11 protein-coding genes and 2 pseudogenes are annotated in these 12,701 nt (G+C 69.5%); 7 read left to right on the top strand and 6 right to left on the bottom strand.

Features of this window, described 5'->3' with window-relative positions; all coding sequences use genetic code 11:
• Nucleotides 1-7 precede the first annotated feature (7 nt).
• Nucleotides 8-457 carry a nuclear transport factor 2 family protein gene (locus ACIHCQ_RS02135; RefSeq protein ID WP_399656872.1) on the bottom strand — a complete coding sequence of 150 codons (450 nt, stop codon included), beginning with the start codon at nucleotides 455-457 and terminating at the stop codon, nucleotides 8-10.
• An 83-nt stretch (nucleotides 458-540) separates the two neighbouring features.
• On the opposite strand from ACIHCQ_RS02135, the gene ACIHCQ_RS02130 reads away from it, so the two are divergent.
• From ACIHCQ_RS02130 to ACIHCQ_RS02120, 3 genes are all read left to right on the top strand, one after another.
• Nucleotides 541-1,152, top strand: a complete 612-nt coding sequence (locus ACIHCQ_RS02130) for a TetR family transcriptional regulator (RefSeq protein WP_399656870.1) — start codon at nucleotides 541-543, stop codon at nucleotides 1,150-1,152.
• A gap of 322 nt (nucleotides 1,153-1,474) precedes the next feature.
• Nucleotides 1,475-1,717: a hypothetical protein gene (locus ACIHCQ_RS02125; RefSeq protein WP_399656868.1), complete on the top strand. Its 243-nt coding sequence runs from the start codon at nucleotides 1,475-1,477 to the stop codon at nucleotides 1,715-1,717.
• 128 nt (nucleotides 1,718-1,845) lie between these two features.
• Nucleotides 1,846-2,526, top strand: a complete 681-nt coding sequence (locus tag ACIHCQ_RS02120) for a 1,4-alpha-glucan branching protein (protein WP_399656867.1) — start codon at nucleotides 1,846-1,848, stop codon at nucleotides 2,524-2,526.
• 28 nt (nucleotides 2,527-2,554) lie between these two features.
• Here ACIHCQ_RS02120 and ACIHCQ_RS02115 read toward each other — a convergent pair whose 3' ends face one another.
• The 5 genes and pseudogenes from ACIHCQ_RS02115 to ACIHCQ_RS02095 form a co-directional block, all read right to left on the bottom strand.
• The gene (locus ACIHCQ_RS02115; RefSeq protein WP_399656865.1) at nucleotides 2,555-2,995 is read right to left on the bottom strand and encodes a hypothetical protein; all 441 of its coding nucleotides are present in this window, start codon (nucleotides 2,993-2,995) and stop codon (nucleotides 2,555-2,557) included.
• Nucleotides 2,996-2,997: 2 nt separating this feature from the next.
• On the bottom strand, nucleotides 2,998-3,774 hold the full coding sequence (locus tag ACIHCQ_RS02110) for an SDR family oxidoreductase (protein WP_399656863.1): 777 nt from the start codon (nucleotides 3,772-3,774) through the stop codon (nucleotides 2,998-3,000).
• 329 nt (nucleotides 3,775-4,103) lie between these two features.
• A pseudogene (locus tag ACIHCQ_RS02105) lies at nucleotides 4,104-4,455 on the bottom strand (ATP-binding cassette domain-containing protein); the annotation flags it as partial.
• A pseudogene (locus ACIHCQ_RS02100) lies at nucleotides 4,453-5,107 on the bottom strand (RNA-guided endonuclease TnpB family protein); the annotation flags it as partial. The pseudogenes ACIHCQ_RS02100 and ACIHCQ_RS02105, both read right to left, overlap by 3 nt.
• Before the next feature lie 310 nt (nucleotides 5,108-5,417).
• The gene (locus tag ACIHCQ_RS02095; RefSeq protein WP_399656861.1) at nucleotides 5,418-6,962 is read right to left on the bottom strand and encodes a class I adenylate-forming enzyme family protein; all 1,545 of its coding nucleotides are present in this window, start codon (nucleotides 6,960-6,962) and stop codon (nucleotides 5,418-5,420) included.
• 256 nt (nucleotides 6,963-7,218) lie between these two features.
• On the opposite strand from ACIHCQ_RS02095, the gene ACIHCQ_RS02090 reads away from it, so the two are divergent.
• From ACIHCQ_RS02090 to ACIHCQ_RS02075, 4 genes are all read left to right on the top strand, one after another.
• Nucleotides 7,219-8,805, top strand: coding sequence for an NAD(P)-binding domain-containing protein (locus tag ACIHCQ_RS02090; protein ID WP_399656859.1), 1,587 nt, complete (start codon nucleotides 7,219-7,221; stop codon nucleotides 8,803-8,805).
• A complete protein-coding gene (locus tag ACIHCQ_RS02085; protein WP_399656857.1) occupies nucleotides 8,802-9,896 on the top strand; it encodes an alpha-hydroxy acid oxidase in 1,095 nt (364 codons plus the stop codon). The genes ACIHCQ_RS02090 and ACIHCQ_RS02085 overlap by 4 nt, the downstream gene beginning before the upstream one ends.
• Nucleotides 9,890-11,341, top strand: a complete 1,452-nt coding sequence (locus ACIHCQ_RS02080) for a cytochrome P450 (protein WP_399656855.1) — start codon at nucleotides 9,890-9,892, stop codon at nucleotides 11,339-11,341. Before ACIHCQ_RS02085 ends, ACIHCQ_RS02080 begins: the two co-directional genes overlap by 7 nt.
• Before the next feature lie 64 nt (nucleotides 11,342-11,405).
• Nucleotides 11,406-12,698 (top strand): cation:proton antiporter, encoded by a 1,293-nt coding sequence (locus ACIHCQ_RS02075; protein ID WP_399656853.1) that lies wholly within the window; start codon nucleotides 11,406-11,408, stop codon nucleotides 12,696-12,698.
• Nucleotides 12,699-12,701 lie beyond the last annotated feature (3 nt).

Raw genomic sequence — 12,701 nt, 5'->3', positions numbered from 1 at the left:
GTCTCCTTCATCGCGCGTCGGGGAAGAACTTGGCATTGTCCGCGGAGCCCGGGATGGCGGCCGGGTTCCAGTAGTCGCGGTAATGGGTGATACGGCCGTTGCTGACCGTTACCACGGCGACGTAGGGCATGTCGTAGGGCGCGTCGATGGCCACGATGCGACCGGCGCCACGCCACTCGGCCACGATCGTTTCCGGGTTGGTGGTCTGGTGGATCTCCATGGAAAGGATCTCGCGGAAGTCGACGTGGTCGGGGTAGCCCCGCATGTACTCGGCGACGGCCGCCCGGCCCTCCAGCCTCGCGGGAAAGCCTTCCGGGGCGAAGGGAAACTCGAAGACGACGTTCTCGTCGCACAGCGCCACCCAGCCGTCGATGTCCTTGTCGAGCAACAGGCGCAGGCTGTGGCGGTACAAATCCGCAGGTGCCATGGGAGCCGTGGGTGTCTTGGCGGCAGTCATCCCGGGTTCTCCATCCTTTACAATCGGACCGTGAGTCCACTTAGAATACGGACTGACGGTCCGATTATGCAAATGGAGAGGCCATGACCCCCCGCAAGGAGCGAGCGGACGCGGCACGCAACCGCGAAGCCGTCCTGACCGCAGCCGACGACCTCTTCGCCCGCAGCGAGAGCCCGCGAAGTGTGTCCATGGACGACGTCGCGGCGGCGGCCGGTGTCGGTAAAGGCACCCTGTTCCGCCGTTTCGGCGACCGTACGGGCCTGATTCGCGCCCTGGTCGAGAGCAGGATCGAACCGCTGCGCCAGGCGGTCGAGGCGGGACCGGCGCCGCTCGGCCCCACTGCTGAGCCGCGCGAACGAGTACTGGCCCTGCTCGACGCGGTCCTGCTGTTCAAGCTCGACAACCGCCATCTGGCCCTGGCCCTGGAGGAAGCCGGTAGCGGCAGCCCTTACCAGGCGGGCCACTACACGTGGTGGCACACCACTCTTGAGCACACGCTGCAACAGCTGCCTGGGGCGGCCGACAGCGGCTTCACCGCGCACGCGCTGCTGGCCGCGACCCGGGCCGACCTCGTAGAACACCTGGCCGGTCAGGAGGGCATGTCCCGAGAGCGGATGAGAGAACATCTGGCGGCGTTCGCGGCCGGGATCCTGCCGACGACACCCGTCTCGGATACGCCAGGCGCTTCAGCCTGACCCATGGACATCGCAGGTGGCTACGCCGTAATTCCCTGTCTCTCGGGGTTGTCGTACGACATGATCGCGGCATGGCGGGAATGTCGATCACTGTGTGCCTGCCCGGCACGGCGGCCGGGCGGGTGGACGAGGCAGTCGCAGAAGCGATGGCCCCGTTCGAACTGGACCACACCCAGGGCGAGGAACTAGACATCTGGGACTATGCCCGCATCTCCGGCGGGGCCCATGGCTCGGGCTTCCCGGTGCTGCCGGACCACGAGGCCGACCCGCGGATCCTCCACGACCGCGGCACGACGGCACCCCGGAGCCCGGCCGGACCGGGATGTGTGCGGGCGGGCCGCGGGAGCTGCTCGACTTCCCCGCGGCGGTGCTGGACGGGCGCAATGTGCTCACCCTCGGCGGCTGGTGGCACGAGGTCGGATGGGCGCTCCTGCACGGCGCATGCCACAGTCCCGCCCAGTGCCCGCACGAGCCGGGCGTCGGCAAAGGCCAGGCCGCCGTCGACGCCTACCTGACGGGGCTGGCCGTCGACACCCTGCTCGTCAACGTGCACTGCCATGTGTGAGGCACCGTGGCCGGCAAGGCAAGGTAACGACCGCTGCTGAGTCTCTGACGTTGGACTCATTCGTCCAGCCCTGCGCCGGATGGACGGCAGCAGGGGAACCACACGCCGAGGGAAGAGGTTCACGAGGTATGGCTGTCATCCACAGAACCACCATGACGCCCGGCAAGCTGGAGCTTCTCGCCGCCTGGCTTCCCACGCGGTCGTGGTACATCGGCACGGCGGGTGTGCCGGAACTGACCAAGGCCGGCGGCTTCCGGCTCGATGACCCGCAGGGTGAGGTAGGAATCGAGTTCATGGTGGTCACGGACGGGTCCGGCGACCGGCCGATCTCGTACCGCGTACCAGTCAGTTACCGCGGGGAACCGCTCGACGGAGCCGAACAGGCACTCATCGGCACGTCCGAGCACGGGGTGCTGGGACGGCGGTGGATGTACGACGGGACGCGCGACCCGGTTGTTGTCGCGCAACTGCTCGCGCTCCTCCAGGGCCGCGCCGAACCGCAGGCCCAGAGTGAGACCAACATGCCCGACCCCTCCGTCACCAGTTACTTCACCGGAGCCGGCTTCTCGACCGTGGTCGCGTCGACGGCGGTGGACAGCGGGCAGCACGGCACCGATGTTGTGGTGGAAACCACGGCAGAGGCCGAGCCACCCAGCGAGTCGTCGGGACGCCTGACCATGAACGTGGTGCGTGTCCTCCGGCCGGGCCGGACCAGCGGGGCCCGGGGATGCGTCACCGCCGGCTGGCGCTCACCGGACGGCGAGGAGAGCCGCGGCCCGTTCGTCGTCCTCTACGACGCGGCGCGCTGACGAGGCGGCACGCCGGCAGCCGTCGCCATCACGGTGCGCCGTGGGCTTGCCCGCCGACGGGATTTCTCTTCCCGTGCGCGGTGCTACGCCGCGCGAGAAGCAACAGAGGGAGCGGGAGCACGGTCATGACGACGAGTGAGACAGCAAGGAAGAGCGCGTCACCCGTTGGCATATGGTCCAGATGCCCGAGATGGAAGACCAAATGCGGCACGGCGAAGGCGAGATAGCCGAGCAGCGCCGTGACGACCAGCCTGCGCTCCAGGTAGATCGCGGCCGCGCCGAGCGCCACCGCGATCCCCAACGTCGCGCCGCCGAAGTCGCGGAGCACATGCTCACTGAACGGCGGATAGGCGTCCACGGTCGGGACGTCGTCGTAGAAGGAGCGCGGGAAGAACTGCGTCCAAAGGCCCAGCCCGCCCTGTACGGCGGTGAGGAGGATCAGGCCCGTGCGGAGCCAGACAAGGCGCATGGCTACAGCCGCCCCGCTCGCGCCCGTGCGGCGAGATACTGCTCGTACGTGACTTTGCCGACGGCCCGGTCGGGGGCCAGGTGGCCGCCGGAGCGAAAGCCCCGGAATGTCTTGCCCGGCAAGCGCAGCGGGACGAGGAGACGGTGTCGGCCCGCCGCGCGCAGCGTGGCGTCGGCGAGGGCGCGGGCATGGCGCACCTCGGGGCCGGCCAGGTCCGGGACGCGGCCGGCCGGGGCGCCCTGGGCGAGCTCGGCCAGCCGCTCGGCGACCTCCGTCACCTCGATGGGCTGGAAGCGAAGGCCGCTGGGCACCAGCACCACCGGCAGTCGACGCTGTGCTGTGGTCATCGTGGCCATCAGATCGTGGAACTGGGTGGCCCGCAGGATCGTCCAGGGCAGGCCGGAGTCCATGACGAGCCGCTCCGCCGCGAGCTTGGCGTTGTAGTAGAAGAACGGCACCTTCTCGATACCAACGATCGAGATGTAGACCAGATGCGGATTGCCCGCCCCCCGCGCCGCCTTGACCAGCCGCCGAGTCCCCTCCACGTCGTTCCGCCCGTCCGTGGCGCAGTGCACGATGGTGGAGACGCTCTGGACGGCCGCGTCCAGTCCCTTCTCCTTGGCGAGATCGCAGGGCGCCCATTCGTATGGCCGGTCGTCGCCTTCGGGACGCGGGCGGCGGCTCATCACCCGTACCCGCGCTCCGTCGGCGAGCAACCGCTCCACGACACGGCGGCCGAGAGTTCCGGTGGCCCCGGTGACCAGGATTGTCGAGTCCATGTTCTGTTCCCTCCGCAAGGTTGCACATGATCCGCAGCGCGGTGATCCGCCCGTCCGCCGCCGCCTCCAGCACTCCCGCCGGCAGGCCGCCGACGATCCCCCGCAGTGCCGGTCCGCCGTTGACCTCGGCCTGCACGAGCTCCACCCCGCTGGTACACAGTGCCATGACGCCCATGAGACAGCGGGTGCGGCCCGCACCCCGCCTTGCAGCCACTTGGAGCGACGGAAGCTACTCGGTGCCTTTCGGGTGTCGCGGTGAGGCGTACACCAGGATCACTGTCGAGGTTTCTGGGCTGACCAGTCCCGCGCCGCCAGTTGGGCGTCGACCTGATGCGGTCGGCCGTGGTGACCGTGGACAGCCGGTGGGCGACAACGAGCACAGTGGTGGTGCGGGCGACATCGGCGGTGTCGCGCAGGGCCGCTTCGTTGACGGCGTCGAGCCGGCTCGTGGCCTCGTCGAGGAGGAGCAGCCGGGGGCGGCGCAGCAGTGCGCGGGCGATGGCGACGCGCTGGCGTTCGCCGCCGGAGAGTTTCGTGCCGCGGTGGCCGACGAGGGTGTCCAGTCCCTTGGGGAGTCCGGCGACCATGCCGTCCAGGACGGGTGGTTCTGAGCACCCTGCGCACCTCGTCGTCGGCCGCTTCAGGGTTGCCGAGGAGCAGGTTGTCGCGGAGTGAGCCGGCCTGCTCCTGCTTGGTCAGCCACTCGCCGTGGTCGTACGTTGCGCCGTCGGAGAGGGCGATGGGCACGGTGACGCCCATGTCGATGCCGGTCTGGGGACTGGTGTGCGGTTCGGGTGTGGTTTCGAGGGTCCGGAGGCGGAAGGCGATGTGCCAGCCCAGCGGGTTTTTGACCAGCCGTGCCCGGTGATCCGGTTGTCGCCGGGGAGGTCTTTGGTCCATCGGAAGCGGACGCGGCCCACCTTGGGGATGTTGGCCCTGCCCCAGCGGCGGTGCACGCGGGTGATATTCAGGTCCCGGCCCTGCGGGATGCCCACGGACATCACCGTGCGGAACCGGCCCTTGAAGTTCGGGGCGCCGGCCCGGCCCCCCAGCAGTTCTTCCATGCCTGGAAGTACGTCTTGAGTACGGCCCGCGCGGCCTGGGCGGACAGCACGGCAAGGAAGTCGATGTCCTTACGCGCCTGGCGGATCGCGGCGTCCGCATTTGGGAGCGTTTGCTTCTCCTTCGGCATGATCTGCCACCACGCGTGGAGAAGATTCCACATCGTGCGGGCGGCGTGCGCCTGATCATCGGCCTTGAGCGAGCAGGCGGAGGAAAGTGCCAGTCGGGCGCGATGCCCGAACTGCCGTTTCTCCCATCCTTGTTCGCTCATAGTGACCATCACGCTGCAGTTGGTTATGTCGCCACGCTGGAACCCAACCCGGATGTACGCACCGGTCGCCACGTCGTCCACCACCGTCGCAGTGCCCAGCGGTAGGGGCGCGCGTAGCGGAGCAGCAGTCGCCAGACGGGCTGTTGAGCCGATGTGCTGTCGGGCGGTATGTCCATCGAGGGGCCTCGCCGGGATCTGTGTGGGCTGTTCAGGAGCGGAAGTGCAACGTACTCGGTACGGTGTCTCCCGGCTCGAACTGTCCGTGTTCTCCCAGCAGTTCGGACGCTCCTGGCAGCGTCGGTGCTCGGCGTCAGTCGCGGGGGATGAGCGGGATGAGCGCGCGTTTGTCCGGCTTGCCGCTGGGGGCGCTGGGAATGCTGTCGATGGCCGTGATCGTCGCGGGGACCGCCGCCTCCCCCAGTTCCGCCGTCACCCGGGCGCGCAGCGCGTCCAGGTCCGGGGCGTGGCCGGGGGTGCGGGGCACGATGAAAGCGTGGGCTGATTCGCCCGTGTCGTCGTCCGGGGTGCCCACCACATATGCCTGGTCGACCTCGGGGTGTGTGGACAGGGCGTGTTCGATCGGGCCCGCGTAGTGGACGATCGCGTTGACGATGATGATGTCCCTCGCGCGTCCTGTGAGGTGGAGGTAGCCGTCCGCGTCCAGGTGGCCGAGGTCCTGGGTGCGGACCCAGCCGCCGCGGACTATCTCCCGGGTCTGGTCCTCGTCCTGCCAGTAGCCCGTGAAGGCGGAGTCCGTGCGGGCCCAGATCTCGCCCCTGCGCCCGGCGGGCAGCGGGTCGTTCCGGGTGTCCCGGGCGTCCCGCGGGTCCTGGGCGTCCCGGGCGTCCCCGGTGTCGCGGATTTCGATGCGTACGCCCTCGCAGGGGCGGCCCACCGAGCCGAGTGGTTCGTCGGGGTTGAGCCTGGTGAGGATGCCCGTCTCGGTCTGGCCGTACGCCTGGTACACCACCGGCCCGAACCGCTCCCGCGCCTCCGCCAGCCGGTGCGGCGCCAGAGGCGAACCCGCCACCGTGAGTGCCCGCAGGCTGCTGACGTCGACCTCGCTCGTGCGCAGCAGGTCGAGCACCTGGTGCAGGCGCGGGACCGTCATCAGGCAGGCGGTGATGCCGTACTTCTCGAAGACCTGCGGGAACTCCAGCGGGAGATCCGGGATGACCGCCGTGCCGCCGCCGGCCAGGCACAGCCCGAGGTGATCGAAGATCGCCGCGCTCGTCAGCGTCCCGAACAGCAGATAGCGCCCGAACGCGGGCGCGAGGCGGCTGGTCTGGCCGGTCCAGTGGCCCGGCTGCCAGGCCCAGTGCGCGTTGAGCGCCCCGTACGTCTGGACGCAACCCTTCGGGTGGCCCGTGCTGCCGCTGGTCAGTTGGATCAGGGCGATGTCGTCCGGGCGGGAGCAGACCGTCAGCTCGCCGGGTTTCGGATGCGGTTCCAGCAGGTCCGTACGGAGGTGGAGCACCGGAGTGTCGCCCGCGGCGGCGAGGAGGTCAGGGCCGGCGGTGGACTCGTCGGCCAGTACCGCGTCCACGCCCCGCGACAGTACGTGGAGCAGCTGGGCCGCAGACAGCCCCGGGCGCAGGCCCGTCACCCGGCACCCCAGCACATGGGCGGCCAGCTGCGCCGCGAAGCCCTCCGGGGTGACGGCGGTGGTCATCGCGACCGACGAGCCGGGGCCCAGGCCTGCCGCCCGCAGGCCTTCGGCGAACCGGCCGGTCAGGTCCAGGACCTCGCCGCGCGAGACGGGCTGTGACCGGAATTCGAAGGCCGGGGCGTCCGGGTTGTCACGGAACGTGCTGAGCAGCGGATGCGGAAAAGGCGACTCGGCCGATTTTCCCATTTCGTCTCCACTCTCGGTGAGTTGTCCCGGAGCGCCGCGGGTTGAATTCAGGCCGCACGTCGCGCGGGAAGCGGGAAGACTGACGCTTGTGCGAGTTTATCGGCATCATGATGTTTCCGATTTGCTTCCGATGACCTCAACGCCTGTGACGCACGTCACATACGAGCGGGCTGTTGTGGCGCTTGAAGCGTCAAGTAGCGTGTTCGCAGCGTCCATCAGCGTGAATGTCTCCACTCGTCAGAGGCGGGAGAGTAAAATGCACGGTGACGTTTCGGATGATTTTTCGGTCGAATACCTTGTGGTAGGGGCCGGGCCTGCCGGGCTCCAGGCCGCGTATTTTCTTGAGCAGACCGGTCGCAGTTATCTCGTCGTGGAATCGGGAAACACCCCCGGAACGTTCTTCTCGCGATTCCCGAGACACCGCAAACTCATATCCATCAACAAGGTGCACACCGGCTGGGACGATCCCGAGCTCAAACTGCGCACCGACTGGAACTCCCTGCTGTCCGACGAGGGCGCGCCCCTCTTCACCAGCTACACCCCGCGCTACTTCCCGGACGCCGACGACCTCGTCCGCTACCTGGCGGACTTCGCCGCCGCCCACCGGCTGAACGTGCGCCACGACACCACGATCGCCGAGATCACCCGCCCCGACGGCGGCGACTTCGTAGCCCGTGACCAGCACGGCAACGCCTTCCGGGCCAAGCGGGTGATCATGGCGACCGGGGTGTCCAAGCCGTACGTCCCCGACATCGAGGGCATCGAGACGGCGGAGCCCTACGGCACCGTCTCCGTCGACCCCGCCGACTTCACCGGGCAGCGGGTGCTGATCATCGGCCGCGGCAATTCCGCGTTCGAAACCGCGGACAACCTCATCGAGACCGCCTCGGTCATCCATGTCGCGGGCCCCGGCTCGCTGCGCATGGCCTGGCAGACGCATTTCGTCGGCCATCTCCGCGCGGTCAACAACAACTTCCTGGACACCTACCAGCTGAAGTCGCAGAATGCGCTCCTCGACGGCCATATTGCCTCGGTGCGCAGGCAGGAAGACTCCTCCTACCTGGTCGCGGTGAGCTTCTCCCGGGCGGACGACATCGTCAAGGAAATACGGTACGACCGGGTCATCCTGGCCACCGGATTCCGTTTCGACGCCACCGTGTTTGCCGAGGAATGCCGCCCGGAACTGACCATCAACGACAGATTTCCGGCACAGACCGAAACCTGGGAATCGATCAATGTCCCCGATCTGTACTTCGCGGGCACTCTCAGCCAGGTGCGCGACTTCAAGAAGTCCACCAGCGGATTCATTCACGGCTTCCGGTACGGCGTACGGGCATTGCATCGCATTCTTGAGCAGCGTTACCACGAGCGGTCCTGGCCGGCGCGTGAGCTGCCGAAAGCCGGGGATGCTGTCGCTGACGCCGTCATCGGGCGCGTCAACCGCAGTTCCGCGCTCTGGCAGCAGTTCGGCTTTCTCGGCGACGCCGTCGTCGTCGGCGAGGACGGCAGCGTCCGCTACTACGAGGAGGTCCCGGTCGCGCATCTGCACCGGGCCATCGAGGACGGCTCCTTCGGCAAGGCCGACAGCTATTTCACCGTCACGCTGGAATACGGCGCCGACCACGACCAGGTCAACCCCTTCGACATCACCGTCGACCGGCTCGCCCAGCACGACACCACCGGCCTCGACAGCCGCTATCTCCACCCCGTCGTACGCCGGTTCCAGGACGGCGCACCCGCCGGCGAACACCACATCACCGAGAACCTCGAAAACGAGTGGGACAGCGAGGACGTACACCGCTCGCCACTCCTGCGATTCCTGAGCGGTCACCTCCAGCCATGACCTCCGCCCTGTCATTGCTTCACGACAGGGCCCGGCAGCTCCTGGACCCCGTCCACTACGACTACTTCGCCGGCGGCGCGGGCGACGAGGTCGCGATGGGCGAGAACGAGCGCGCCTTCCGCCGACTGGCCCTGCTGCCCCGGGTGTTGTGCGGCAACGACACCCGCGACACCGCCGTCACACTGCTCGGCGATCGTGCCGCCGGCCCGGTGATCGTCTCGCCCACCGCCTTCCACCGGCTCGCCCACCCCGTCGGCGAACGCGCCACCGCCCGCGCCACCGCGGCGGCCGGCACGGTCCTCATCGCCAGCATGGCCTCGACCATGCCGATCGCGGAGATCACCGCCGCCGCGCGGGACGTGCGCCCCGACGCGGTGGTCTGGTTCCAGCTCTACCTACAGCCCGACCACGCCGTCACCACCGAACTCGTCCACCGGGCCGAGAAGGCCGGCTGCACCGCGCTCGTGGTCACCGTGGACTCGCCGGTCTTCGGCCGCCGCGAGCGCGACGAACGCAACGGCTTCCTCGATCTGCCGCCCGGGCTCGCCGCCGAGAACATGCGCGACCTGCCGGGCTCGCCACCAGGAGACACCCTGGACATCGCCATGTCCACGGCCCTGACCTGGCAGGACATACGGCGGCTGCGCGAGGCCACAGCTCTGCCCCTCGTCCTCAAGGGCATCCTGCACCCGGCCGACGCCCGGCTCGCCGTCGCGGAGGGAGCGGACGCGGTGATGGTGTCCAACCACGGCGGCCGACAGCTCGACGCCGCGCCCGCCACCATCGACGCGCTGCCCGGCATCGTCGAGGCGGTCGCCGGGCGCGTGCCCGTCCTGCTGGACGGCGGAGTACGGCGGGGTTCCGACGCCGCCTTGGCGCTCGCCCTCGGGGCCGCCGCCGTCGGGGTCGGCAGGCCGGTGGTCTGGGGTCTGGCCGCCGAGGGCGAGACGGGCGTACGGCAGGTGCTGGACGCGCTCGGCGCGGAACTGGACCACGCACTGGCCCTGTGCGGCGCCCGGCGGCCGGGCGACCTGAGCCGGGACCAGGTGGTGGCCAGAGGGTTGGGGTTGGCGGGAGGTGCGCCATGCTGAGCGCGGCGACAGCCGGAAGAGCCAAGCGCGTCGCCGCCGTCTGCGTGGTGCTCTCCACGCCGTACTGGCTGCCCTCGTCCATCGTCGCCCTGCGCAGGCGCGTCTTCGCCCGGATCAACGGCGACGAGGGCGTCTCTTTTCCCGACGACGCCGTGGATGCCGAACGCTTCGAGAAGGTGTACGCGCACCCGGCCGCCAACGGCCGCAGCCGCGGCGCCGCCCTCTCCGACCTGTTCTGGTACTGGCTCGCACCCGGACCCGAGGTCCACCAGGAGCACCTGGAGCCCGGCCCGCGCTACGACGAAGTCGCCCGTACGACCCTGGCGATCCTCGCCGGGACCAGCCAGGACCTCTCGGCCGCCGCCGCCCGCTGTACCGCGGCGGTCCTTGACGAACTCCTCGCCGGACGCACGGTCAGCCTGGTCAGACTGCGCGATCTGATGATGCCCGTCTGGGCCGAGTTCTTCTACGAACTCGTCTTCCGCGAGAAGTGCCCCAAGCACGCCCGCCGCCTCATCACCGGCAACGCCGACGACGTGGTCAGCGCCCTCAAGGGCACCCGCCTGCGCCATATGGCCCGCCGCGACCGGCTGACCCGCTACCTCCGCCGCCGGATCGCCGCCGGGCACGTACCGCACGAGCTCCCCGGCCGGCTCTCGCTCCAGGAGCAGGCGTACTACCTCCAGGGCGCGTTCTTCAACACCGCCGTGGTGCAGATGTCCGAGGGCATGGCGCACCTGTTGCTGACGCTCGCCGAACACCGTGACGTACAGCGCCGACTGGCCGTCGGCCCGGACGCCGCCGCCGACGACGACCGCTACTTCTCCAACGTCCTGAACGAAACCCTGCGCCTGTACCCGCTGTTCGGCGTGGCGCACCGGATCGCCACCGACGAAATCCCGCTGGACGACGGGACGGTGCTGCCGAGAGGCTCCGTGCTGCTCTTCAGCTACCCCGACTACCACGCCACCGGATACGACGACCCGACGGTCTTCGACCCGGGGCGCTGGGACCGCGTCCATGCCCGGGACGCGCACCACATCCCGTTCGGCATGGCCGCCAACCGCCCCTGCCCCGCCTGGCGGCTGGCCCCGCTGGTCATGCGCGCGGCCACCCGTGAGGTGCTGCGCCGCTTCACCCTGGACTCGGCGGTCGCGCACACCCGGTCGCTGCCGAATCGCGGGCCCTGTCTGCTCGTACGCAGGAACCACCCGCTGCCCGCGTACCGGGTGGCCGCCGTCCGCGCCTTCCTGCGGATCCGCGACCGGTGGGAGGACGTGTGGCGTGCCCCCGTCCAACTGGCGCTCTCCACCTGGATGGTGCTGGACGCCCGCCGTCGGCGGCCGGCCGCGCGCTACTTCGCAGTCCACGACACCGAGGGCCGCCCGCTGTCCGCGAGTACGAACAGTACGGAGGGCGCCAAGGGCTGTCCGTACGGCGGCTGACGAATGGCTGACGAACAAGGCCCGGCCCCCACCCGAGCTGCCCGCCTTCCCGAAAGGCTCCGCCATGACCGCCACTGAGCTCGGCCCTGCCTTCTTCCTCGCCGCCGTCGTCATCCTGATCGTCTGCCGCCTCACCGGCATGGTCCTGCGGGTCTTCGGCCAGCCGCCCGTGGTGGGCGAGATGGTCGCCGGGGTGGTACTCGGCCCGTCCGTGCTCGGCGCGCTCTCGCCCTGGATGGAGGACACCGTTTTCCCGCCGGAGCTGCGGCCGGTGCTGTACGTCGTGGGTCAGATCGGCCTGGTGGTGTTCATGTTCCAGGCGGGGAACGAGTTCCGTACCGACCGCATACGGGAGGTGGCCAGACCGGCCGCGGTGATCTCGGGCGCCGGGATTCTGGCGCCGTTCGCGCTGGGCGCCGGGCTCGCCTGGGCTGTGCACGGCACGATCGACATCTTCCCCGAGGACATCTCGCCCACGGTGACCGTGCTCTTCGTCGGGGTGACCCTGTCGGTCACGGCGTTCCCGATGATGGCCCGCATCATCACCGAACGCGGCCTGACCGGCAGCCGCTTCGGGTCCATCTCGCTGGCCTCCGGCGCGCTCGACGACGCGCTGGCCTGGGTGCTCCTCGCCGGCGTGCTCAGCCTGGCGGGCGGCGGCGCTGGGCCCTTCGTGCTCGCGCTCGGCGGCGCGGTGGGTCTCGCGGTGGTCCTGACCTTCCTCGCCCGGGCCCGTGAGCGCGTCGCCGCCCTGGCCGACCGGCTCTCCGCCGACCATCTGCTGCTGGCCATGGCGGGCCTGCTGTTCCTGGCCGCCTGGTACACCGACAGGATCGGCCTGTACGCGGTCTTCGGGGCCTTCGCGCTGGGTGTCTGCCTGCCGCGCTCGGCTTCCCTGGACCACACCGTCGAACGGATCACGCCCTTCAGCCGGATCGTCCTGCTGCCGCTGTTCTTCACCTACTCCGGCCTCAACACCGACTTCGGCCTGCTGTCGGACGGGCCGCTGCTGTTCTTCGCCGTCGGCTGTGTGGTCGCCGCCGTCATCGGCAAACTCGGGGCCTGCTGGGTGGCGGCGCGGCTCGTCGGTGAGGACCCCGCGGTCGCGATCCGGGTGGGGACGCTGATGAACGCGCGCGGGCTCATGCAGCTCATCGCGATCAACATCGGGCTCGCGGCGGGCATCGTATCGGCGCCCATGTTCACCGTCCTGGTTCTGGTGGCCCTGGTGACGACCGTAATGACCACGCCTTTGCTCACCCTGTGGGATCGGCTCGACGCAGGGCGTACTCTCTCCTTGTCCTCGACCCCACCCGCGGCGGCAGCCTCACCGTCCGCCGCGGGCAAGGGTCATTGATAC

The sequence above is a fragment of the Streptomyces sp. NPDC052236 genome (assembly GCF_044548015.1).
Taxonomy (GTDB): Bacteria; Actinomycetota; Actinomycetes; order Streptomycetales; family Streptomycetaceae; genus Streptomyces.
Note: the sequence above shows the minus strand (reverse complement) of the source record. Positions and strands in the feature narration are given on the sequence as shown.